General features: G+C 54.2%; 21 protein-coding genes. 12 read left to right on the forward strand and 9 right to left on the reverse strand.

The window, feature by feature from the left end; all coding sequences use genetic code 11:
- The first annotated feature begins 40 nt into the window (after positions 1–40).
- Both PLIM_RS21475 and PLIM_RS23430 read left to right on the forward strand, forming a co-directional pair.
- Positions 41–1060, forward strand: coding sequence for a hypothetical protein (locus tag PLIM_RS21475; RefSeq protein ID WP_013112420.1), 1020 nt, complete (start codon positions 41–43; stop codon positions 1058–1060).
- Positions 1057–1992, forward strand: coding sequence for a glycosyltransferase (locus tag PLIM_RS23430; RefSeq protein WP_013112421.1), 936 nt, complete (start codon positions 1057–1059; stop codon positions 1990–1992). Before PLIM_RS21475 ends, PLIM_RS23430 begins: the two co-directional genes overlap by 4 nt.
- Before the next feature lie 64 nt (positions 1993–2056).
- Here the strand turns inward: PLIM_RS23430 and PLIM_RS21485 are convergent, their stop codons facing one another.
- The 4 genes from PLIM_RS21485 to PLIM_RS21500 form a co-directional block, all read right to left on the reverse strand.
- Complete coding sequence (locus PLIM_RS21485) at positions 2057–2251, reverse strand: hypothetical protein (RefSeq protein ID WP_013112422.1); 195 nt, start codon at positions 2249–2251, stop codon at positions 2057–2059.
- 98 nt (positions 2252–2349) lie between these two features.
- The gene (locus PLIM_RS21490; RefSeq protein WP_013112423.1) at positions 2350–2922 is read right to left on the reverse strand and encodes a nucleotidyl transferase AbiEii/AbiGii toxin family protein; all 573 of its coding nucleotides are present in this window, start codon (positions 2920–2922) and stop codon (positions 2350–2352) included.
- A complete protein-coding gene (locus tag PLIM_RS24630) occupies positions 2909–3241 on the reverse strand; it encodes a hypothetical protein (RefSeq protein WP_013112424.1) in 333 nt (110 codons plus the stop codon). Before PLIM_RS24630 ends, PLIM_RS21490 begins: the two co-directional genes overlap by 14 nt.
- A gap of 27 nt (positions 3242–3268) precedes the next feature.
- A complete protein-coding gene (locus tag PLIM_RS21500; RefSeq protein WP_013112425.1) occupies positions 3269–4090 on the reverse strand; it encodes a sugar phosphate isomerase/epimerase family protein in 822 nt (273 codons plus the stop codon).
- A gap of 91 nt (positions 4091–4181) precedes the next feature.
- Between PLIM_RS21500 and PLIM_RS21505 the strand changes: the two genes are divergently transcribed.
- The 3 genes from PLIM_RS21505 to PLIM_RS21515 all read left to right on the forward strand — a co-directional run bounded on the left by PLIM_RS21505 (position 4182) and on the right by PLIM_RS21515 (position 6481).
- On the forward strand, positions 4182–4916 hold the full coding sequence (locus PLIM_RS21505; protein WP_041402476.1) for a HEAT repeat domain-containing protein: 735 nt from the start codon (positions 4182–4184) through the stop codon (positions 4914–4916).
- A 118-nt stretch (positions 4917–5034) separates the two neighbouring features.
- On the forward strand, positions 5035–5577 hold the full coding sequence (locus PLIM_RS21510; protein WP_013112426.1) for a TspO/MBR family protein: 543 nt from the start codon (positions 5035–5037) through the stop codon (positions 5575–5577).
- A gap of 67 nt (positions 5578–5644) precedes the next feature.
- Positions 5645–6481 carry a class I SAM-dependent methyltransferase gene (locus tag PLIM_RS21515; RefSeq protein ID WP_013112427.1) on the forward strand — a complete coding sequence of 279 codons (837 nt, stop codon included), beginning with the start codon at positions 5645–5647 and terminating at the stop codon, positions 6479–6481.
- 351 nt (positions 6482–6832) lie between these two features.
- Here the strand turns inward: PLIM_RS21515 and PLIM_RS21520 are convergent, their stop codons facing one another.
- The 3 genes from PLIM_RS21520 to corA form a co-directional block, all read right to left on the reverse strand.
- Positions 6833–8506: a GspE/PulE family protein gene (locus PLIM_RS21520; protein WP_013112428.1), complete on the reverse strand. Its 1674-nt coding sequence runs from the start codon at positions 8504–8506 to the stop codon at positions 6833–6835.
- A 159-nt stretch (positions 8507–8665) separates the two neighbouring features.
- On the reverse strand, positions 8666–12166 hold the full coding sequence (locus PLIM_RS21525) for a secretin N-terminal domain-containing protein (RefSeq protein ID WP_013112429.1): 3501 nt from the start codon (positions 12164–12166) through the stop codon (positions 8666–8668).
- A 567-nt stretch (positions 12167–12733) separates the two neighbouring features.
- Positions 12734–13882 carry a magnesium/cobalt transporter CorA gene (corA, locus tag PLIM_RS21530; protein WP_013112430.1) on the reverse strand — a complete coding sequence of 383 codons (1149 nt, stop codon included), beginning with the start codon at positions 13880–13882 and terminating at the stop codon, positions 12734–12736.
- Between corA and PLIM_RS21535 the strand changes: the two genes are divergently transcribed.
- The 5 genes from PLIM_RS21535 (at position 13881) to PLIM_RS21555 (ending at position 20045) form a co-directional block, all read left to right on the forward strand.
- Positions 13881–14072: a hypothetical protein gene (locus PLIM_RS21535; protein WP_041402478.1), complete on the forward strand. Its 192-nt coding sequence runs from the start codon at positions 13881–13883 to the stop codon at positions 14070–14072. The two genes, corA and PLIM_RS21535, sit on opposite strands and share 2 nt — an antisense overlap.
- 196 nt (positions 14073–14268) lie before the next feature.
- Entirely contained in the window at positions 14269–15264 is a 996-nt protein-coding gene (locus PLIM_RS21540) for a diacylglycerol/lipid kinase family protein (RefSeq protein ID WP_013112431.1), read from the forward strand.
- 92 nt (positions 15265–15356) lie between these two features.
- Complete coding sequence (kdsA, locus tag PLIM_RS21545; RefSeq protein ID WP_013112432.1) at positions 15357–16214, forward strand: 3-deoxy-8-phosphooctulonate synthase; 858 nt, start codon at positions 15357–15359, stop codon at positions 16212–16214.
- A gap of 73 nt (positions 16215–16287) precedes the next feature.
- The gene (locus PLIM_RS21550) at positions 16288–16824 is read left to right on the forward strand and encodes a tetratricopeptide repeat protein (protein ID WP_013112433.1); all 537 of its coding nucleotides are present in this window, start codon (positions 16288–16290) and stop codon (positions 16822–16824) included.
- A 143-nt stretch (positions 16825–16967) separates the two neighbouring features.
- Complete coding sequence (locus tag PLIM_RS21555) at positions 16968–20045, forward strand: proline dehydrogenase family protein (protein ID WP_013112434.1); 3078 nt, start codon at positions 16968–16970, stop codon at positions 20043–20045.
- 303 nt (positions 20046–20348) lie between these two features.
- On the opposite strand, the gene PLIM_RS21560 is transcribed toward PLIM_RS21555, so the two are convergent.
- Positions 20349–21476 carry a glycosyltransferase family 4 protein gene (locus tag PLIM_RS21560; protein ID WP_041402482.1) on the reverse strand — a complete coding sequence of 376 codons (1128 nt, stop codon included), beginning with the start codon at positions 21474–21476 and terminating at the stop codon, positions 20349–20351.
- Between the two features lie 222 nt (positions 21477–21698).
- On the opposite strand from PLIM_RS21560, the gene PLIM_RS21565 reads away from it, so the two are divergent.
- Together PLIM_RS21565 and PLIM_RS21570 are read left to right on the forward strand one after the other, a co-directional pair.
- Positions 21699–22283, forward strand: a complete 585-nt coding sequence (locus tag PLIM_RS21565) for a hypothetical protein (RefSeq protein WP_013112437.1) — start codon at positions 21699–21701, stop codon at positions 22281–22283.
- The gene (locus PLIM_RS21570) at positions 22280–23179 is read left to right on the forward strand and encodes a hypothetical protein (protein WP_013112438.1); all 900 of its coding nucleotides are present in this window, start codon (positions 22280–22282) and stop codon (positions 23177–23179) included. Before PLIM_RS21565 ends, PLIM_RS21570 begins: the two co-directional genes overlap by 4 nt.
- A 22-nt stretch (positions 23180–23201) precedes the next feature.
- Here the strand turns inward: PLIM_RS21570 and PLIM_RS21575 are convergent, their stop codons facing one another.
- Entirely contained in the window at positions 23202–24137 is a 936-nt protein-coding gene (locus PLIM_RS21575; RefSeq protein ID WP_013112439.1) for a tetratricopeptide repeat protein, read from the reverse strand.
- Positions 24138–24345 lie beyond the last annotated feature (208 nt).

Raw genomic sequence — 24345 nt, forward strand, 5'->3', positions numbered from 1 at the left:
GCAGCCCGCACGCCGCCATCGTCTTTCGCCAGGGAATGCCATGCCGCTGATTGTTGATCCCCCGCCAATAGAACCTTTGTTTTTGTCACCAGGTGATGTCTGGCGGCCTGGTGATATCTGGCCGCCTGTATTGGCTGGTGACAATTCACTGGCGAATGTCGCCGTCGTGACGTGCCACTTCAACCCTTGTGCTTACCGGGCGCCGGTGCGGAATCTCCAGCGGTTCCTGCAGCGGATGGAACAGGATGCACTGCCTGTCTGGACGATTGAGCTGGTCGCCAGTGGCGAAGCGGAAGCTCCCCCTGGCCAACGCGTGCGTCAGGTTCGCTCGCAGAGTGTGCTCTGGCATAAGGAACGGCTGTTGAACCGCCTCATCGAAGAGTTGCCTCCCTCGATCGAGAAGGTGTTCTGGGTTGATGCTGATTTGTTATTCGACGATTCGACCTGGCTGATGCGAGGAGCAGCAGCGCTGGACGAGTTTCCGGTGATTCAACCGTTCCGCGAAGCGATGCACCTGGCCTGTGACGCCGGTGAGTTGGAGGCCAATACAACCTCACATGAAACCAAGGCGATGGTGAGCATCGCGCATGCGCGAAGGTCGCACCCTGCGCGATCCGAGGACTTCGGCTGGGCACATCCAGGTTTTGCGTGGGGTGCTCGTCGTGAGATCCTCGCTCGGCATGGGCTCTACGACCGGCATCCTTTAGGGAGCAACGACACTCTGATGGTGCTGGCGATGACCGGTTCGTGGGGGCATCCCCTTGTGGCCCAATTTCCCTCTGGGATGCGCCGTGATTATCTGAAGTGGGCCGAACCATTTTATGACGATGTGAGGGGACGCATCGGTGATATCTCCGGCATTGTAAGGCATCTCTGGCATGGCTCGCTTCGAAAGAGAGCCTACGCAGTGCGGGAACAGATCCTTCGCGAGCATAACTTCGATCCCGCCGCAGAACTCGTACAAAACATCGACGAATGCTGGGAATGGACGACTCCTGACAGTCCCCTCGCAGTGGCCGTGAAGACCTACTTTCAAGAACGCCGGGAGGATCAGCGATGAGTATTTTCTGCGGCTGGATCAGCCGTCATCCCCACATTTTGTACCACACGCCCTTGTCAGAGCGGCAGGCGTCGCTCTTGCCGAAGGAAAGAATCACCCATTTCATCAAACAAGCATGGTTGACGACACTTGAAGACGCCGCAAGGCAAAACGAGCAACTGACAACCTGGCGGCCTGGCGACGCGATCATCCACTGCTGCAACGAGCAATCGCTGCACGGGGCACTCTGGTCGGCTGGCATCCCTTCGTGCTACCTGCCCCACAATGCCTTTCTTGACGAGGAACTGTTCCATATTGTTCCGGAAGCCAACATCGAGTTCGACGCGGTTTATAACGCCCGTTTCGCGCCATTCAAGCGGCATGTTTTAGCACGGAGTATCCCACGTTTGCTGTTGTTGGGAACAATCGTGGCGGAGGGGGATGACGCCGCTTACGCCGCTCGTGTCAAGCAGGAACTGTCGCATGCAGTCTTTTCTGAAGATCGCTTTGGTCGGTGGTTGAACGAGCGGCAAGTTGCCCGGGCCGTTTCGAGTGCAGCAGTGGGGTTGTGTCTGTCGCAGGTCGAAGGGGCGATGTACGCGGCTGTGGAGTATCTGCTATGCGGCCGCCCGATCGTCTCGACAGCGAATCAAGGCGGACGAAACGAATGGCTGCACGCTGACTTCTGCCGGATCGTCGCGACCGATCCAGACAGCATCGCCCGTGCGACGCTCGAACTGGCAAAGGAGAAGATCCCCCCGCAGCAGATTCGCGAACAGACACTGCGCCAGATGACGCATCATCGCCGCACTTTCGGAGAACTCGGCCAGATGATTTACGACCGCGAACAGACCGGCCGCGACTTTTTGCGAGACTTCTATAGTACCTTCCATCACAAACTCGGTCGCTGGATGTCAGACGAGGATTTTGAACAGGAGGTATCGACATTGTAAGGCCGATTCAGCGACCTGAGATCAGCCGGCGGAATTCTCTCTGCGATTGTTCAGGACGCAAAGTTCAGCAACGTTGATTGGCGATAAGCTTCCAGTATTCGTCTTCAACGACAAAATCATCGCGTGCTGATGCGAGCATAGAAATTGATGGTTTGTACGGATGGCACGCAGATGCTGTCCCCGAACGAACCAGGCGAACTAACTCTGTTCGCTGGTCGTCCTCGAAAACCACTTCAATATTCTGATTCGACTGTGCCATCCTGGCATCCTTTCACATCCTGAACCTCCAAGATCGAGCGCGACCGAACATAAGAAGCATCTAAATAAATATCGATAGATTAACTACTACAACTACTGCTAGATGATTTCATCAGATTCGCAAAGCACCTCGATCAGTAGTTCATTCAGTTGAAGTTGAACGGCTTTCTGTTCGACAACCGTGATTTCGCTTTCCTTCAAACCCTGATAGAGCTTGCGAAGGTCACGCCGGCTTTTGTGGCTCCCTTTGGAGATCCAGACAAGTTTTGCCAGTGTGAAATCGGGACGACTCACAATCGGTAACGACAGATCGGTAATCATCTCGAACATGATAGATCGGTTCAGTTCGCCTTCAATGAGTTCGCGAGGGTAAAGGTCGAGTTTCACAATGGCATGGCTATCGAGTAGCTGGAATGGTTTATTGTGCGAAATCGCGTCACGAATTGATTTTGGAGAGTGTTGAAACGAAGTGGATGCTAATTGGTTGATGAAGTCTTCACATGAGTGGATGAGTTGCTGCCGATCGAGCACCAGATCGACATCTTGTGTCATCCTTGGATCGAGGTAGGCTGCCGAAATGATTCCGCCTGTCAGGTGAAAACGAATATTCAGATGGTTCAGTAACTGGGAGATTTTCAAAAGTGTGTCGCGGTATTCTTCAGGAGCGAACACGAGAGAGATTCCTTTCGATGATTTCGCGGAGGATCGGGTTGTCGCCGTAGTGCTGGAGGGCGACTTCCCATTTGAGTTCTTCGGTGGTGAGGTCAGGCCTTTCAGCAAGCAGATTTCTGGCGGCCATCTGTCGGGCCCAGATCAGCATGCGTATGGAGCGTTCGACTTTCTCAGCCGGTGTCATGCGGGCGATGAGCTTCCAGTATTCGTCTTCAACAACAAAATCATCGTTGGCTGATGCGAACACAGAGTTTGAATGCTGCTGGCTTTTGCCAGATGCATCGGGATTGAAAACAATCTCTGGACTGAGATCGGTCATAACGTAATCACCTTGGCTGGTGGATGCTCACGACAGGCCGGATTGTTGCAGGAGTTTTCTGGTCGATTGATAGGCTTCTTTGACCCAGGCTTCAATGGCATCGGGGTCGGGGCTGTATTCGAGTTCAATGGAAATGGCACCGGGGATTTCCATCTCGCGAATGGCTTCCAGATACGGGGCGAATTGGACGACGCCGCGACCTGGCGGAAGATCGCCGTGAATTTTTCCGTCGCAATCGCTGATATGAACATGGAAGGCCCGGCCTTTGAGTTTTTTAAGCTCTTCGGCGGGAACATGGGCTAAGCAGAGATGCGAGATATCGATGTTGGCACCGACGGCTGGCTCGCCCACATCGTTCAAGAAGCGATCCATGGCATCGACGCTATTGAGCAGCGAAAGGTGGAAGGGTTCCAGTTCGAGGGCGATTTTGAGGCCGAGTTCACCGGCATAAGCCCCGAGTGCCTGACAGGCCTCGACGGCACTCTGCCACTGTTCTTCGGGGGGAATGACTTCCTGATTCCAGATATATTCGCCCAGAACCAGCAGCAGATTTTCGCCTCCCAGTTCGTAGACCAGGTCGAGATGTTGGACGGCTCGATCAAGATGAAACTTGCGGACGCTGGGGAACGGATCGATCAAGCCTGCTGAAACGCAGCAGATGGAGACCAGCGGCAATTCGAGTCGATCGAGTTCCCGCTGGATCGCGCGCTTTTCTGTCACGGGCAGGTCGAGGGGATCGACGAGCAGATCGACCGTGTCAAACCCGATCTCTTTCGTTTTCTGAAGGCCCCAGACGGTTTCGCGGCCAGCCTGTCCCCAGGCAGAATTGATCAAACCTAAACGTGACATCATATTTCTCCGGTGGCAGAACGGCGGTATGCTGCTTCAAAGTTGATCCCTGAGAGATCGCTTTGTCAATTCGCAGCGGGGAGGAAGGCTCATGACACAACTGGATCGATTTGACGGCATGACGGTTGATGAGCTTCGAGACCGGATGAAGACAACGACAACTCCTGAGACGAGGTTTCGGGCCATGGTCGGGTTGTGTGCACTGCTGGATCAGGAAGCTGCTCATGCAGATCTGCTCGAGGCGATGGGGGATGCTGACGCTTCACTGGTGGCTTATGCCTGTAAGCAGGTCGCTCGCAGATCAAGTGTGTTTTCTGAGGAGCAGGCCGCAGAACTGAAGGGGCGACTGGAAGCATGCCTCCAGCATGAGGATCCGGATGTCAAGTTTGAAGCGGCCAGGGCGTGGGTTCATTTTCCTTTCGATGCACGCGTTGTGCATCGGCTACTGCATGAGTTGTTAAATGATTCGGAAACACAGCCACTGATGCTGGGCCCGGTTTTGAAGACTTTTGCCAAGGCCCACGGGCCTGTCGATCAACTAAAGGTCTCTTTCAAGCTGCTGGCGGATCATGAAAAGGAAGATCTTCGAGAAGCGGTGGCGGAATCGATTGGCTTATTGGGGTCGGAAGGCAGGCCTTTTGCCAGCATTCTTTTGAAGCTGCTGGACGATGAAGACCCTTTTGTGCGCGAGCGTGCCGCTCATAGTCTGGCTTTGATTGGCTCGCAAGCGGCAGAAATTGTGGAGGCGCTGAAAGCGGCTACTCAGGATGAAGATGAAGGTTGTGCGGAAGAAGCCAGGAAATCTTTGGAACAATTGCTGAAGTGAGGTTTTCCATTCGCGCAATGTTTGGGAGTGGTACTTTTCGGCTCAATATGTCCTAATGACCATTCGTGGAATACCAATTATTGATCGATGGTACCTTTGGCCTGGTCAGGGGAACGCAATGTCCGGACTTTCCAGAGCTGAAGTGAATCTCTCACAGGAAGTTTCACAGCCCAGTCCTGCCACATCGATGCTGCGGTTTGCTGTCTGTGCGGTGGTGGTCTTTGCCGCCGCTGGTTATGCATCGAGCTTCACACCTGGCCCATGGTATCGCACGTTACAATCCCCGGTAGGGACGCCACCGAACTGGATCTTTCCTCCCGTGTGGTCTGTGCTGTATGCGCTACTGGCCATTTCCTTCTGGTGGTTCTGGGAACAGGCTGATGCAAAGCCACCCACTTCCAAACAGATTTTTCGACTTGGTGCGGCGGTCTTTGTGGCGCAACTGGTCGCCAATGCGTTGTGGAGCCAGCTCTTTTTTGGCTGGCACTGGATTGGTCTGGCACTGATCAATATCGGGTTCTTATGGCTCTCGATTCTGGCCATGCTGCTGATCTTTCGCCGAAATTCCCCACTGGCGGCGAACCTATTGCTGCCCTATCTGGCATGGGTGGGATATGCGACGTATCTAAATGCGGGATTTGTGTATCTGAATCGTGAATGAACTCACAGATTGAACGTCGTGAAGTTCAATTTCTCTGCGTCTGCCCAAATCGAAATCAGGTGAGGCAATGCGGCATATCATCAATCAGTTTTGTCCTGCGGCATTGCGAGCGATTTTCACTCACGCGGAAGCAAGCAAAAAATCATCGCGCCGGCTGTCCGTGTGGTCTGTGGGATTCGTGATACTTTTCGCTGCTGCTGGCTCGCCGGGAATGGCAAATGAGCCGCCAGTCGCACTCGAACCGGCACCTCGCTATACCTTTCGCGAAGATCATGACCCCAACGGAACTGGCAAGTTCTACATGGGACGTGAGATTGCTCTGGTGATGAGTTTTCACGGAGCACCCTGGCTGGAACGACCCGAGCGTGAAGAAGAAGAGCGGCTCTCGAAACTGGTACAACTCCTCGATCTGAAGCCCAATCAGGTAGCGGCTGATATTGGTGCCGGCTCAGGAGTGATCACGATGATGATGGCCGATCAAGTCGGGCCCAAAGGGAAGGTGCTCGCTGTTGATATTCAGCAGGAAATGCTCGATCTGCTGGCCGATAAACTGAACCGCCGTAATCTGCTCAATGTCGATCTGGTACTGGGGACAGAGAAATCACCGAAAATCGCACCGGGCACACTCGACCTGGCATTGATGGTCGACGTTTATCACGAGCTGGAATTTCCTTACGAGATGATGAAGGAAATGGCAGCCTCACTCAAACCTGGTGGTCGACTCGTCTTTGTCGAGTACCGCCGGGAAGATCCGGAAGTCCCGATCAAGCTGATTCACAAGATGTCTGAAGCGCAGGTTCGCAAAGAAGCGGAGCAACCTGAGTTTGGCCTCAAATGGAAGGCCACTCATAAAGACCTGCCCCGGCAGCATGTCATCGTCTTTGAGAAATCCGCCCAGAAATAGAACACAGAAATAAACATCGGACGAGATGAAATCAGGCCATTAAAGACACTCTTTCGCTTTGACAGGAACTCAAAGCAAGAGCGATTATTCCCGTTTGGCAGCGGGTGGCTGGGGTCGGATGTCTGCATCCGCCCCCAGATCAATCGAGTTCACCAGTACAAGTGCATCTGTAAACTTCCTCATAACTCCCCAGCAGAATTGCCATGAGGAATTCACGTCATTCGATCTGGGGGCAAACGAGGACGTTTGACCCCAGCCACCCGGTTATCGAGTCACTCGACTGCATACTGATGAAGATCGGGCCGGTAAAGACAACTCTCTCGCTTTGACAGGAACTCAAAGTAAGAGCGATTATTCTCGTTTGGCGAGACGATCAACTTCTTCGAGAGTGGTTGTGCCGTCGGCGACGCGCAAAAGTCCTGATTCTCGTAATGTGACCATACCGGCAGTGAGCGCGTAAGAGCGGATTTCTGTCGCAGCGGCCCGGCGAATACATAGCCGGCCAATTTCAGCATCGGTCAGCAGCAGTTCAAAGATTGCCTGACGACCCGTGTACCCCGTATTGCGACATTCCCGGCAACTTCCCGGTTCGTAGATGAATTCACAATCCGGATCGGGAAAATCGTCCGGAAGCATTCCGGGCTTCACCTGGACAGGCACCTTGCAATGTTTGCAAAGTCGGCGGACCAGTCGCTGAGCCAGCACACCCGCCACCGTACTCGAAACGAGATAAGGTTCCACACCCATATCGACCAGTCGTGCAAAAGCCGACGGGGCATCGTTGGTGTGCAACGTACTGAAGACCAGGTGACCCGTGAGCGAAGCCTGAATGGCGGCTTCAGCCGTCTCGCTATCGCGAATTTCCCCGATGAGAATCACATCCGGGTCATGACGTAGAATACTGCGCAAACCGGCGGCAAACGTCAGGCCGATTTTCGAATGGACCTGAATCTGGCTGATGCCCGGCATCTGGTATTCAACAGGATCTTCGACCGTGATGATTTTGACCGACGGGTCTTTGATCTCGTGGAGGGCACTGTACAGCGTCGACGTTTTACCACTACCAGTCGGGCCAGTGACCAGCACAATTCCGTGGGGGAGTGTGATCAACTGGCGGAAGGGGACATCGACCATGGGCGGCATGCCCACGTTTTTCAGATTAAAGACCATACGGCCTTTATCCAACAGACGCATCACGACCCCTTCGCCATACAGCATCGGGATAATCGATACGCGTACGTCGATCTCGCGGCCCTTAATCTTGAGCTTGATGCGGCCGTCCTGTGGCAATCGTTTCTCAGCAATATTCAGCCGGGACATGATCTTGAGCCGGGTGACAATGGCCTGCTGGAACTGATTGATCGAAGGAGGCAATGGCTGAACACGCAGCAAACCATCGACGCGGAAGCGGATGATCAGGCCATTTTCCTGTGGCTCGATATGCACATCACTGGCCTGCATTTCGAGAGCTTCGACCAGCAACTCGTTGACCAGCTTGATGACCGAGGCCGCTTCAGCGGCATCTTCGAGATCACCAGTCTGTTCGAGTGGTTCACTGAGAAGTTCGACACCATCAGCAGCCCTTTGGGCCACCAGTTGGTTGAGTGTATCGCCCCCGACACCGAGATGATCCTTAATCATCTCAATCACGTCGAGCTTGCGCGCCAGAACTGGCTCGAGATGAAAGCCACTGACGCTGGAAAGCTCTTCGAGCGCTTCGAGGTTGAACGGGTCTGATGTGGCGACAATGACACTGCCGTTGTTTCGACCAATGGGCAGCAGAGAGTGCCGGAAGACAGCGTTCGTGGGGAACTGCATCAGCAGATCGCGATCAATTGCTTCGTGCTTGATATCGACGAAGCGCATCCCCAGTTCCTGGGCAATGGTCTGCAGAACTTGACCTTCGTCGGCCCAGCCTTTGTCGATCACCAGTCGATCAACGCGCGCACCGCTGGGGACACCCAGTTCTTTGAGCTGATCAGGAGTAATGACTCCTTTACGGACCAGTGTCGCCCCGATGTTCATAATCTCATTTCAGTCGTATCGCAGGTTGGAAGCGCAGAGAGTTGGGCTCTGATCAGTCAGGAATACTTATACCTATCATCATCTTCCCGATGGGACAGGGCTGTGAAAAGAGTTCTCCGCAGGATTCACAGGGTTTCTTGAAGCCCGCAGAAACATTCATCAGCGGCCACCACGTCCTGAACCGCTCCCGCGACCACTGCCGCCAAAGCCTCCACTGCCAAATCCTCCACTCGGGCGACCACCACTACTATTGCTTCCGCCGCCGAAGCCACCAAAGCCACTGCTGCTACCACCACTCCCCATGCGTTCCCGCATCCGCTGCTCCATGATCCGACGGATGTCATCCTGATTGGGTTGCTGCTGTTCGGGCTGAGGTGGATTCTGATTGTTGTTATTCCCTGTCGAACTGGAACCACTGCGCGAAGGTCGGCTCCTCGATGAACCACTGACACTGACTTTAGGCATGAGCGATGAAATCGACTGTGAAAGAATCGTGGGGTCAGCCTTATCAAGTGTGATGACACGAATCGTTTGCCGGGCGTCTTTAGCACGCTGATCGAGATCGAGAACCAGTTCCGAAACCTGTTGAAAGAGGGTGTCATTGGCCGAAACGATGAGATGACTGGTGCGGGTATCGACACCAATCGTCATTTCCGGCCCACGCTGGGCACCACGTCCCTGCTGACCACCTTGTTGCCCCATCAGCATGGCCAGCGGGTTGAAGTCTCCACCGCCGCGGCCACTTCGTCCACCACCTGGCATGGCCTGCGGTGATTCGAGCTTATCTTTAAAGACTTCGTTCACGATCGAGGCGACTTCTTCCACATCGGCATAGTTGACCGGGATCGAGCGAGGCAGGCGATCGCGGGCGTTTTGCGGAAGCTCTTCAGCATCGAGAATCTCCAGCATCTGCTCGATTTCTCGCACTTTATCGGCGGGGCCAGAGACAAACAGGGCATTGGCCCGGGTATCGGTAATGATCCGCACTGGCTGCGACGCAGAACCCAGCGAATCCAGACCCGTCGCACTGAGCATCCCCCGGCTCATCGATGAAAACCCGCTGGTAAAGCCGCCGAACATTCCACCAGAATCAGCCGCAGAGGAAGCGGTCACACTGCTTTGAGGGAAGAGCCTTTCGAGCATGGTGGCGGTTTCGGTGGCATCGGCTGAGCGGAGATAAAAGATCGTCCAACGGGTACGGGCGGGAATGGTTTCGGAGAGTGCACTAAAGAGTTCTTCGAGTCGATCGAGTGCATTTGTATCGGGCGAAGTCATGATGATTTCATCGCCATTCACAGTCATGGAAACGCCCGGTGACGCTTTCGTGGCTGGCTGGGAATTCGAGTCTTTAGCAGAGGGAATTTCAGCTGATAGCGCGGGCGTATTTTTGCTTTGCTGATTGCTGGCAGACTCTTCTTCGAGAACGACAGCCTCAGCTTCCTGCTGAGTAGCATCCTGCAGTGTGGAAGTGCGGGAAACGGTGAGTAAGCGATTTTGTGGGACTGTCGAAGCGATCTCGCGGGAAGGCTGAATCTGCTGTGTGACGGGGAGTTCCCGTGTGACGGGTGAACGCTCGACTGGTGGACTTTCTGGAACGGACGTGGGTTCAATCCGGCGGGCACCAGGTGTCTTCAGTTCACGCACAGGGTTTCGAGCCGAAGGCACAACGACACGAATGGGGCTTTCTTCAGAAGCGGCCCAGACCTTCTGCATCATCTGCATCACTTCTTCAGGATCGCGGCCACCCAAAGTGAGTGATCGAACCATGCCCTGGCCGGTGGCCCGTTTGGCTTGCCCAGTCCCATCTTCGCCCAGTTCTGAAAGAAGCGACTTCACCTGAGACAATTGCTCGGGGGTGCCACGAATCATCAGGCGATTGCCATAAGCATCGGGTTCAATACTGGGGGCTTCACGGCCTTCGTTCGAGAAGAGCGAACGGAGTGTGTTCGAGGCAGCGACTGGATCAAGTTTCACAAGGTTAACCACCGCCACCGAAGACGAGGCATTACCCGCCAGTTGCTTCACCAGACGGTCAATTTCGCCATGCTCGTTTTCGTTGGCCTGAATGAAGATTTTCCCGTAGCGGGTATCTTCGCCCACTACGGTGCCGGGCATAAGTGTGCTGATGGTTTTCACCACCTGTGCCAGATCACTCGAGGTCACCTGATAGACCCGCAACGAGACAGGAGAATCTTCGGCCAGGGGGCGGCCATCAGCACCACGGTCCACATCAATCGACTTGATGAGATCTTCGACCGTGGGCAGTAACGTGGCAGGAGCAGCCACCAGAAGCGAGTTGGTCCGAGGATCGGCAGTGACCTGCAGTTTCGCGGCGAGACTGTTCGTGGTCGACGTCGTGCGGGGTGGCGGCTGTTGTTCACGAGGATCGCGACTGCGGTCATCCCGGCCGCGATCATCCCATCGGCTGCGATCGCTGGAAGAAGACGATGATGAAGTCGTTGTGGTGGCAGAGTTCGTGGGGAGGCCAAAGAGTCTGCGGACAGTTCGTTCCGCTTCCTGCGAAGAAATGTGCTTCAGGGCAATCGATTTGAAGGTCAGGTCGCGGTTGCCAGTGGCTCCATCGCTGGTAAGTAAGCGATAGATACGACGAAGATTCGAACCAATATCAGTGACGACCACCGAGTTGGTGTTTTTGAGAGCCGAGACTTTCCCCTGCGGGCCCACCAGTTCGCGAATTTCGTTAGCAGCCACTTCGGCATCGAGCCCGGAGAGGGGAATTACAACGGACATCAGTTCGTTTTTGCCCCGGTTATCGAGTTCTTCAGGAAGCACATCGGGAACCAGATTGGGTGGAATACCAGACGAGATGTTGGCCACCACAAGAAACTGATCGCGACGCACCAGCACAAAGCCCTTGGGGAGCAAATAGCCATTGAGGATGTCGAGAGCTTCGATCGGCGTGTAGCGACGACCGTCGAGATAGTTGAATGTGCCCGGCGGAATCTCTGTGAGATCAAGAGTAAGCCCGGCCTTCGTGGCGAACAACTGCAAGACATCGGCCCAGGGGGCATAACGAAAGCTGAATGAGAATGGCCGCTCGGGGTCGACAGCCGGTGAGATCGAGGCGGGCTGAGGATTGAAGCTGGCTTCGATCTTGGGAGCAATGACCGGCTTGGGCAGGGCATTGGGTGCTGCCGGCGTTGTGGGTGCTGTCGGAGTTGCTGCAGGAGCAGTGCCGGTTGCGGGCGTGGTCGATGGACCTGTTGGCGATTGTGATCCGGATGTCGTGGGTGCTCCAGATGCAGTAGGTGCTCCAGGGGTTGCAGCCGGTTTCGTGGCTTCAGCAGCGGGAGTTGAGGGTGCCGAAGAAGCAGCCTCAGTCCCCTGCGGTTCGAGCTTGCCTGGCTGCGTGGACTCTGTGGAACTTTTCGGTTGATCGTCGCTGGTTTCGGTGACTGCTGTCCCTGTTGGAGCGGGACTGGCCGTTTCCTGAGCGAAAGCTGCCACTGACCATGGCAGGGCAGTGAGAGGAACGGCTCGACCGACATCATCGGCACTGGTTAGCAGCGCAGGAAGAAATGCCGTCAGCACACAGCCCGCAACCAGTCGGCAAGCCGCCATAAATCCGAGTGTCCCAAAAACTCCATAAGAGGTGATTGATGACTGCTCAGAAGATTTCAGGGAGCACTTCCCGTCCATGCCACATCCTTTGCCCGGGCATCCTCTGCAGAACGAGCTCGTTCTTTTCTTGCAAGAACGCAGCCAGAGAATCACCAGAGCGGTCTCAAAAATTACTAAACAAATACTATTTAATAGTCAAAACGCGGGAAGGCCGGATCACTCAGACTGCCGCCCCATACTGATTCAAACCTTCGCCAGGGGAGTGAAGTTTCGGTAAAACCCTCCATTTTTTCGGCAGATGGAGTTTTCGATGGTCTAGGCAACAAGGATAATTTGCATACGATAGCGAACCTTAAGTTGTCTTTTCCGATTGTAGCGTCGATATTTTGGCGACTCCTGCCCGCGAGAGGCCTCGCCTGAGACGGCAAAAAATCATGTAACTGATTACTGTGTATATTTTTACAATTATTTCGATCTCTGGGAGATGGAGCGTTTCCTAGAAAACCACTATTCTCGTCTCAGAAAAAGAATCGACTGTTCGGAAACTACGGCTTCGCGCGCGATCAGTTCAAAATATGCTCAAATAGACAGATCCGGGCCGTGAACGGGATGTCGGAGACGACAAACGAACTCACCCATGCTGCCTCATTCTGCGTGGCGACTGCCGCCTTGCTTATCAAAGCTTCTCAGCCAGCCTTTCCGCCAGAAAAAGACTAAAAATCCACCTGCAATCAGAGCCATCGCCAACAGGCAGAGCGGGTACCCCCAGGGATCTTTCACTTCCGGCATGTGCTCGAAATTCATCCCATACACACCCGCCACGAAAGTGACCGGAAGAAACAATGTCGAAATAATCGTGAGCGTTCGCATCACGTCATTCGTGCGGCTGCTGACAATGTTGTAGTAGTAGTCGCGGAGATCACCACACGTTTCGCGGTAGATGTCAAGAATATCCATGATCTGCACCACGTGGTCATAGCCATCACGCAAGTACAGCAAGGTTTCCCGACCAATCTGCTGGAATTCTCCGCGTAAGAGATGTTGAATCGCTTCCCGCAAGGGCCAGGCCGCCCTGCGCAATTGCAGGAGGTCGATCCGATGATCGTGAATGCGACGCAAAGATTCAGGATTGGGCTGACCTTGAACCGCCTCTTCGATCCGGTCGAGATCTTCACCCATCCCTTCGATCACCGGAAAGTAGCTGTCAATGACCGCATCGAGAAGTTCGTAAAGCAGATAATCGACGCCGAGTGTCCGCGTGCGTCCACGGCCTGATTTCAGGCGTTCGCGCACATTGTCGAAACAGTCGCCTTCGAGATCCTCCTGAAATGTGAGCAGGATACTCCCCACCAGGACAAAGCTGATCTGCTCACTTCGAAAGGGTGGCCCCAGCACTCGCCGGGCGACAATGAATAACTGGTCGTCGTAGTTATCGACCTTTGCTCGCTGATGGGTATTGACCACATCTTCCATGGCGAGCGGGTGGATTTTGAAATCGTTAGCGAGCGATTTGAGGAGTTCGGCATCGCCATAACCATCGATATTCAGCCAGTGTACGCGATCAGGAATCAGCAGGCTGGGAAGCTGTTCGATCGAGAAATCAGCGGCTTCGCGATAATCGCTAAGGGAATAGGAAATGAGTTCCATGCGGGCGGGCCGCTGCTCGTGAGGTGTAATCGTCCCCGGCTGAAGCCCGACCGCCGTCCGCCGGCGAAACCAGCGTCTGCGAATTTCCCCCTTACGTGAATTTGCCGGTATAGATGCAGCAGCCACATCAATTGAGGAAGAAGACATGCGTTTCCCTGCAAAAGTTCTTTTCAAGCCGCCCTGTCAGATTCGAGCCGCTCTGATGAGTGGATTCTGGTCATCGACTGGATTGTGCCTGAGATCACTCCCGATTAGCCAGAGTGAAAATCGCCAGCCTGAAATTGACCAGGGGGATCTCGATGGACATGAACTCTCACAGAAACAAATCGTTGGCTGAGTAAAAAAATCCTCAGCACGACGGGGGCTTCTGCCAGAGCTATCTGAAGAACGGCTGAATCCCGGATGGGCAATTCCGGCCGACAATAGCGAAGTCCACCACGCCTTGGCACAATCAGCAGACCGGGCCATTGGTGAAAACTTATTGATGAGTGACTGATTCCTGAAGCATGGCCAGTTGATCAAGAGAGGCTTGTGTGAGCGGGTACGTTGTGATTCAGCGAAATCCTCATTCGGGAACGCATCGCCGCTCGCATGTTCTTCTGGATCTGATCGCCGGGTTGAAAAGAGCGGGGCTTAAGCCGCGACTATTTTCCAATCGATCTCGGCTCGATGAGTTTGTCCTGCGCCATCAAACAGCCGGAGATTTGGTGGCGATGGTGGCGGCTGGTGGTGATGGGACAGTTGATGATCTGCTCAACAGACATCCCGAGTTACCATTGGCCATACTTCCTTTAGGAACCGAGAATCTGCTGGCTCGCTATCTGGGGTTTCGGCTTGACGGAAGTTGGCTGGCAAAGATCATCGCCCTGGGCCATGTGCGGGAAATGGATCTGGCCCGGGCGAATGGGCGTCTGTTCTGCACTGTGGCCAGCGCGGGTTTTGATGCGTCGATTGTGCGCGACGTGCACTCCCGCCGCTCGGGGCATGCGAACCGCTGGAGCTATTTTTTCTCGTTTCTCAGACATCTGTTCTCGTATCGTTTTCCCGTTATGGACGTGACCGTGCACTCTTCGCGGGGAGTGGAGAAACATTCCGCTACGCAATTGTTTGTCAGCAATGTCCCTCGTTACGCCATGCAACTGCCGGTTGGTCGGGGTGGCGATGAAGCCGATGGTCTGCTGGAAGTCGAACTGATTTCGATCAGCCATATCGGGGCACTGCTGTGGGTGCTGGGCTGGATGTTTTTGGGAAAAACTTCAGGAGTCAGGCTGCAGGCAACCGAGTTGATCATCACTTCTTCGCGGGATGCAACCATTCCTTTCGAGGTCGATGGAGACCCAGCCGGAGAGACACCCATGCATTTGACGATTTCTCCACGCGGGTTAAAGCTGATCGATACTCGTTCGGCCCAGAGTTCCAAAAGTGTGGCTGCGATGCCCGTCAATCGCAGCACGGCACAGCCGGGTACACACACATGCGGAAAAACTTCCGGAGATTGCAAGCTTATCAGTCCCTGCAATCCTGTCTGACACTTCGCTATAGTGATTTTCTGGTTCGAAGAGGCCTTTTGACTGACGATCGACTGACTGTTTACTGAATCATTTTCGCAGGGATGCACGCGATGTTGCCAAGTCTTGATAACCCGATCGAAATCGGCTCTTACCGCTGTGGAAAGGGACAACCACTGCTGTTTGTAATCGGCCCTTGTGTGATTGAATCACATGATTTGATTACGAAAGTTTCTGGTGAACTGGCCGAACTGGCCGCTAAGAAGAATCTGCAGATTGTCTTCAAATCGAGCTTCGATAAAGCGAATCGCACCAGTGGCGATAGTTTTCGCGGGCCAGGGATGGAGCGAGGGCTCGAAATTCTGGCCAGAGCCCGCGAAGCCACAGGTTTGCCGATTACAACCGATCTGCATGAGCCGTCTCAGGCCGAACCTGTCGCCAAGGTGTGTGATATTCTGCAGATCCCCGCTTTTCTGGCCCGGCAGACTGATCTGGTCGAAGCCTCTGCTCAGGCGGCCGCCAAGTTTGGCCGGGTGATCAACGTTAAAAAGCCTCAGTTCGTGGCACCCGAAGATATGGTGCATGCAGTCAAAAAGTGCAAATCGGTCGGTTGCCACAAAGTGATTCTGACAGATCGCGGCACGATGTTCGGCTACGGACGGCTGGTCAACGATTTTCGCTGTGTGCCGGTCATGCACGGCTTTGGTGTCCCGGTGATGTTCGACGCCACGCACAGTGTGCAGATGCCAGGGGGAAGTACGACTGGTGGCAATCGCGCGCTGGTTCCTTTCCTGGCGCGAGCTGCTGTGGCCTGTGGGGTTGATGCCGTTTTCCTTGAAACGCATCCTGATCCTGATCGCGCCTTAAGTGATGGGCCCAATCAGGTGGCTCTCGCCGATCTGCCGGGGGTCATCCATCAACTCGTGCGATTGCGTGAGCTGACTCTGGAGTTGACTGCTGACGAACGATGACAATTGTGAGATGCTGGAACCTGCCAGCTTTTCATGCTAAAAACGGGAGCTCAGACGTATTTCGGGGGAGGATATGGTCTACAACCCGCGACGAATTCGAGAACGCAGGCTCGATGCAGCCCGAGGGTATCTGTTGCTGGAAATGCCTCAGCCAGCCCTTGCCGAGCTGGCACAAATTCAAGATCCCGGCCCGCAGAAGTTTGAATTCCATCTGCTGAAAGGCGAATGCTTCCGTGCTCTAAAACGACACGAGGAAGCGTTAAGCGAGTTTGAAGAAGCCCACCATCTGCATCCCAGCGATCTCGATGTCCTCATGGGGATGGCCTGGTGCTTCAAACGCACCAGCCAGTTACTGCGGGCGATTGACACGATGCATTCGGCATACGCCTCGCATGCGGAAGAACCAGTCGTCCTTTACAATCTTTCGTGCTATTACGCACTGGTAGGGCAGCGTGAACAGGCTTTGAGCTGGCTGGGCCGGGCTTTGCGGATGAATCGTGAACTTTTGAAGCTCGTTCCTGAGGAAACGGATTTTGATCCAATTCGCGAAGATGCCGAGTTCCGTCTGCTGATTCATCTGGCGGCTTCAAGCAAATCCGCTACGAAATAGGCACTCTGCGACGAAACTGGCATGACGAGTCTGGGATCAAGTGCGGCCTCTCCTGCAGCCGCCACAGGAAAAATCGTCGCTTCGCCCGCTAACTTGTTCATAACGACGCACTCAGTCACAATAGGCCAAAAGGACTGCTGTGCATGGCCAAACGTAAATCTGCCTCCACTCTTGCTCAACCACAACCAATCCCTGGGGTTGATGATGCTCGAATTGAAGCGGAAACAACTCAACTGGGTGAATTGATCTGGCGACGACTCGCTGCCAGACAACCATCATTCTTTGAACAGCGCTGGTGGGATGATCGCATTCTGGCAGCCGCCATGAATGATGAATCTCTCAAGGTGCAGATGTTCCGGTTTGTGGATGTGTTGCCGCGACTGAAAACGCATCAATCGATGACGCGTCATCTTCAGGAATACTTTGACGAGATTCGTGAGCATCTTCCGTGGGCGATCCAACTGGTCGGATTTGGTGTGGAGCAGGTCGCTCCTAATTCGATTTTATCCCGAACACTCGCATTTAATGCCCGGAATAACGCTCAACGGATTGCCAAGCGTCTGATGGGTGGTGAATCGACCGATGATGTTCTCAAGACGATTCATAAACTTTATCGACAAGGCTATCTCTTCTCGCTCAATTACCTGAGCTCGAAAGTTGTCAGTCAGGCCGAGGCAGATCAGTACCAGCAGCGATATCTCGACATGCTTTCGTCATTGGGCGCGGAGGTCAGCAACTGGCCAGCCCATACGTCATATGCCCATGCTGCTGCGGTCGAGGGTAAGTCAGCTGCGACTGCGGAGATTCCTCAACTGCAGCTTTCGCTCAAACTGTCGTCGTTAACCAGCGACTTTCGCCCACTCGATGCCCAAGGGACCATGCGTGTGGTGCTGGAGCGATTGCGGCCCATTCTCCGTCTGGCCATCGAGCAGCAGGCGATTGTGCAGATCGAGCTGGAGCATTCGACGACGAATCGATTGATTCTCGATATTGTTCAGCAGGTTCTCTCGGAAAAAGAATTCCAGAGCTGGGCCGATTGCGGCATCACTTTGCCGGCCTATCTAAAAACTGCGGAAAGCGATCTGACGGCACTGGCAACCTGGGTTCAAAAACGCGGTACACCGATTCGCATCTGCCTGACCAAGGGAGAGTATTGGAATCAGGAAATCGCTCTGGCTCAGTCAAAAAGCTGGCCAGTGGCTGTTTTTGAAGAAGAATGGCAGATCGACGAGAACTACGAAAAACTCTCCCGAGCTTTGATCGATCAGCCGGAGTTATTCAAGCCCGTATTTGCAGGCCAGAGTTTAAGAAGCCTCTGTTACGTTCTGGCCTATGCACAGGCCCGCAATTTGCCCCGCTCCCGAGTTGAACTGCAATTGCGATACGGTTTGGCCGATGAGCAGGCCCAGGCATTTGCCGAACTGGGTTGCCGGGTCCGCATTGATACGCCGGTCGGTCATCATGTGAAAGGAATGGCCCGCCTGGCGCGTCACTTCCTGGAAAACTCTGCGAATGATTCGTTTCTCAGGCAAGGCTATTCCGCCGAAGTCTCCATCGAGGATCTGCTTATGAATCCCACCGTCGCCGGCCAGACGGCCCGGGTCCGAAAAACCTCGAAGATGTGGACCGTTCCACCCCAGGGCTTCGTGAATGAACCAGTGACTGATTTTTCAATGCCTGCTCACCGTGAAGCGATGCAGGGGGCAATTGAAAAGGTCGAACATCAATTCGGGCAAACCTACTCGTTGATCATCAATGGTCGCCGGGAAGATACTCGGCAGAATCTGACAGTTCGTTCCCCTTCCGATAAGTCGAAAGTGCTGGGACTGGTCGCTTCAGCAAGTCCGGAGCAGGCTCTGGCAGCCATTGATTCGGCCCGACGGGCTTTCGTGCGGTGGTCAGTGATTGAAGCCAGTTATCGAGCTGAATATCTCGAACTGATTGCGCGTGAACTCAGGCAGCGCCGATTTGAACTGGCTGCCTGGCAGATCTTTGAATGTGGCAAGCCCTGGGCGGAAGCCGATGCTGACGTGGCCGAAGCCATCGACTTCTGCAATTACTACGCGATGCAGATGCGCGAACTAGCGGAACCCCAAAGGTTCGATATTGCCGACGAAGAGAACGCTTACTTCTACCGTCCGCGTGGTGTGGTGGTGGTGATCTCTCCCTGGAATTTCCCCATGGCTGTCCTGACCGGGATGGTCGCTGCTGCCCTGGTGGCTGGAAACACCGTCATCATCAAGCCTGCTGAACAGGCTTCGGTCACGGCTGCGAAACTGATGGAAATCCTCCAGGCCTGTGGTATTCCGGATGGTGTCATCACCTTCCTGCCCGGTATTGGGGAAGAGATTGGCCCGGTTCTCGCTGGGAGCCCTGATGTCGATCTTGTGGCCTTTACCGGTTCCACGGAAGTCGGACTGACAGTGAATCAGTCGGCAGCACAGGTCCATGCGGCTGCACAATCGATCAAGCGGGTCATTACGACCTTGAGTGGTCACAATGCTATCATCGTCGATGCCGATGCCGACCTGGATGATGCCGTCACGGGTGTGATTGAAAGTGCCTTCAGTTATGCCGGGCAGAAGTGCTCATCGTGCTCGCGAGTCGTTGTGATTGGTGAAATCTACGACGAGTTCATCAAACGACTCGTGGCCGCCACTTCTGATTTGAAGCTGGCCCGTGCAGAAGATCCCGCCTGCCAGATAGGGCCCGTGATTGATGAAGAATCTTGCAAGCGACTTCTGGCACTCATCGAAGATGCTAAGCAGACCTGCGAAGTGATTCTTGCGATGGAAACGGGCTCACTGGCTAAGAAGGGATACTTCGTCGGCCCGCACATCTTTGCGAATATTCCGAGTGAGTCACGCCTAAATAAAGAAGAGATCTGCGGCCCGATTCTCCTCGTCTACAAAGCCGCCGATCTTTCGGAAGCCTTGGGGATGGCCAACAGCGTGCCTTATGCTCTGGCAGGTGGTTTGTATAGTCGCAGCCCGGCGAATCTTAAACGGGCCAAACAGCAATTTCTGGCAGGAAATCTCTATCTGAATACTCCGGTCACGACCGGTCTCGTCGCCCGGCAACCTTTCGGTGGCTTCAAACTCTCCGGGATTGGCAGCAAAACGGGCGGGCCAGATTACCTGCCACAGTTCATGGTGCCAGTCAATGTGACAGAAAACACATCCCGACGCGGCTTCAGTCACGAGACAACGACTGAAAGTTAAATCATGGAAGTTGAAACCATAAAAGGCGCGAGGTTCGACAATCAATGAATGTCAGCCCGAACTCGAGCATGAAGTCGGGTATCAGAATTCAACTGTGATGTGTGCGCCTGGCTCGCAGCTTGTCTTCTGAGAATACGTAGCAAGTATGCCTCAACAACTCGTCTTCGCCACAAAACTATCACCCTGGGGTGGCCCGGCCAACTTGTAGCCGGATTGTCGTGCATCACCACGACAGCAAGATGCACGCGCCATGCGCGTGCTCGCCCAACCTCTTTCAGGTTCTCACAAGACTTCAAAGTCAGTCTATCGTTTCGAGAGCTGGGGGATGGCAACGGTGGTCAAACCCGCCATGCGCTCGTCGAGAACTTCACGGTAGACCTCGACTGTCGCTTCCACCATATGTTCAACATTGAACTCGGTCTCGGCTTCGAGCATGGCAGCAGCACCAATTCTGCGGGCTAATTCGGGATTGGTAAGCAGTTCAATGATTCTTTCGGCCAGACGGACACTGTCTGATGGAGGGACCAGCAGCCCTGTCTGATTGTCGCGAACGACGTTGAAGACGCCTCCCACACTCGTCGCAATCACCGGACGGCCCATGGCCATCGCTTCGAGCATGATGGTGCCAATCCCCTGCTGCAGCGAAGGGAGGCAAAAGATATCCATGGCACTTAACGCATCAGAAAAATCGAGCAGATTTGGCACAAATGTCACATGTTCATGAATACCCAGCGTGCGGGCTAACTTGCGTAAACTGGTCTCTTCCGGCCCGGCCCCCGCAATCAAAAATTCGACGTCGCGATGTGTCCCGAGCACGTGGGCTGCCGCAGCGAGAAAAAACGGAAACCCTTTGACAGCCTCCAGGGGGCCTGCCGTACCAACCACGGGAACTTTCCCTGATTTCAAGACCAGCGATTTATCTTCATCACTGGCCCGAGGCACACCACAGGGAATGACCACAAAGAGATCTTCCGGCAGCCCCGATCGCTCGACAAGTGCCGCTTTGACCGATTCACTCACAGTGATTATCCGCCGGCATAAAGCGAGATCAGGCTGCAGAAATTCATGACTCTGCATGTAATCGTGAACTGTGAGCACATAAGGTCGATTGAGCCGGCGGGCAATCCATTCACCATGCCACATCGCTGTGCGTGATTGAATATGAATCAGATCAGGGGGATGGGCCAGAAGTTTGCGGCAATAAAGCTCCAGCACAACCCACTTCCAGGCGGGTGCTTCAAGATAAGGGAGCACTTCAATGCCCAACGCCTTGCGACGCGCCAGATCAACCGTCGAGGCACCGGGGCAGACAATACTCTGAACAAACCCGTATTCAGGCAATCGTTCGGCCAGCCTGAGGGTGTAGACCGAACTCCCCCGAAACTGGAAGTTCGAAGAGACCATCAACAATGAAAGATCGTCGCGGGACATACCCTCATCATACTGCACCACCCGGGCAAATGCGCGCTGTGTTTGATTTGGCGCAACTCGCGGGTCATAAGTCGTTTATTTGTATTATTTTACAATATAGACCAATCGTCGGTTTGTGGCCCGCCAGCGTACTTCGGCTGATCTTGCCGACAAACGGCCATTTGAACTACAAGACGCTCTTCAGGTTCATCGCCTGGTGAATTCAGAGGTTCATACCTGTGGATGAATGAACTCTTCTCGCGATACGTTCGATGGGGCAGGGACGCCTTGGAATACTCGCTCAAACCGCTCGGCAAGATCTGTGCGGCGACAGGATCTCCGCTGTCTCCGGGAACTGTCTGTCGGTGCGTTCTTGTTGAGCAGAATGGGCAGACTCTTCGTCTCGATTATCGACACGATGCCTGGCCCGGACCTGTCCCGAATCAACTCGCTGTCTGGAAGACAGTCGTTCCTCCACCACTCAATCCGGATGCTGTGCATCTTGACTCGGATCGACTGCTGGAGTTACTCGAAGAACCAGTCCCTGAGTTTTCCGATGATCTGCACGAATCACAGCACGATCAGCAGGAACTAGCGGGATACTCAGAAGCCGAAGCCATTCGTTATGTGGCGGCTCTGTTCCTGCTCCAAAGAAGAAAACTCAAACTCGACGACGCGGTCTCGCGCCAAGGTGTCGAAACCTTGCGGCTGTTGGGCAGCCGGGGAGAAGGCCCATTTGAACTGGTCAATCTGCGACTGAAAGATGAAGAGATCCATGCGATCATTCAGAAGCTGAAACAACGTCTGGCGACGGAGGTCTCGACATGATGAGCTCCATACCAGCAGCCAATACTTCAACAAAGGATCGGGCAGAACCTGTTTGCAGCAGACGAGCTGCCCTGGGAATGCTGGCTTTTGGCAGTTTGCAGGGGTGTAATTCACTTCGAAACTGGCAAAAAACCGATGAGTTTGCCAAGCGATCCAACTGTCCGTTAGGCAATGCCGCCACGGCTGATGATTACGTCGCGCATCTCAATCAGAATGTGGATCGGATCGAAGGCTGGCGTGCCGGGCGTGTCCATATTCGCGCCAACCATATTCCACTCACAGCGGAAATTGCGGTGCAGAAATCGCAGTTGCTGAGAATTTCCGTGACCAGCGCACTGGGTCAGGAAGTCGATCTGGGATCGAACGAAGAGATTTTCTGGTTCTGGGCCAAGCGAAATGATCCCCCCGATCTGATGTTTGTGCGCCATGAGGAAATGGCCGAAGTTCAACAGAATATGCCCATTCCTTTTGAGCCGGGCTGGTTGATGGAAGCGCTGGGTGTGGCGCCTTTCGATGCCAGTACGATGACACTCAATCGAGCGGGTGATGGTCGCACGGTGGCTTTAACCAGTTCGCACCTTTCTCCTGCCGGAATCCCCATTCGCAAGGTCATCACTGTCGATGCCTGTCATGGCCTGGTGCTGGAGCATGGCCTCTACGATCCAAAGGGACGAGTAGTGGCTCAAGGTCGGCTCAAAAATCATTTTCGTGACCAGCACTCCGGGGCAGTTCTCCCTCGCCAGATGACACTCGACTGGCCCTTGGCACAAATGAATATGGTCCTGAACTTCGACAAAATCGAAGTGAATCCGGGGGAGCTACCACAACAGGTCTGGCAGCCGCCGCAGATGCCCCAGACACGATTGGTCAACATGGCAGAAGCCATGCGCAGCTAGTTCATTCTGGAACTGGCGACGATCAGTTCCATTCCACGGGATGTTCCAGCCGGCCGATGATGCGCTGGAGCCGTGACATCCGCTGTTGGGCTTCCTCAAGTTGCGGCTGAGCCTGAGCTTTCTCGAAATGCGAGATGGCTTTTTTCAAACGTCTGCCCGCCCGTTTGTATTCACCATGCACTTCGCACAGCTGGGCCACATGCAGTTGATCGAGCCCCATCCCCAGTTGGTCACCCGCTTGACGATGATGTCGCCATGCCAGACGGAGCCGGGAGAAGGTTTCATCCGCATCGCCATTGAGCATCGCGACGAGAGCCAAAGTTCCCCAATCAGCACCCGATTGATCGGGTAACTCGGAGAACTCAGCACTCTCGTCGTCACATTCCAGGCTTAAAGCAGCCTGCGCAAGTTGATCGGCTAAAGTCACTCGTGAAGCCATCAAGGCATCGAGTGCGAGATTTGAAAGATCGAAAGCGTCTGACGATTCACTGGAATAAAGGGCCAGTTGCTGAAAGCGCCGGGCACTCGTGAAGTCGCCAATCTGGCGGTACACCCGGGCAATCATCGATGACGCTCGCGATTGCGTCTGGCGACAGCCCAATTCGCTGGCAAAATCTTGAAGTTGACAGGCATAACCCATGGCATCACGCAGATGACCACGCCGGAGGGAGAGAATCGTAAACAACTCCAGGCATTCGCGTGGCGCCACTTCAGCATCGCAAAGACGATTTAACAGCAGGTCGGCATCATCCAGTTGACCCTGCAGAATCGACTGGGAGATGTCGTCGAGAACTCCGTGAATCCAGCTCTCGGATTCAATCGACTCGCTCTCATTCAGACCACCATGATCGTGATCGTTCTGGCCGTGGCGATTGGTGGAATCGTTGCCGGAGCGCGCCACTTCATCGTCGCCGAAAGGCGAACCTTCGGCAGGTTGATTATCTGACGGATAGAACATGTCCTTCGTCCTTCTCTTCATTAGCCCAATGAATCGAAGACGAGCAACTCAAACACAACTTGTGGCGCGTGTTGTTTTGAGGGCGTCCAATGTGATGAGACCTGAGTCCATTCAGAGAATATCAGATTTGCCTATTCTCGCAATAGATCTCTTTTTAATTATTTTACCCAATTTTCCTAAATGTCGCTTTTTCTCATCATTCCAGCAT

It is taken from the genome of Planctopirus limnophila DSM 3776 (assembly GCF_000092105.1).
In the GTDB taxonomy this organism is placed as follows: Bacteria; Planctomycetota; Planctomycetia; order Planctomycetales; family Planctomycetaceae; genus Planctopirus; species Planctopirus limnophila.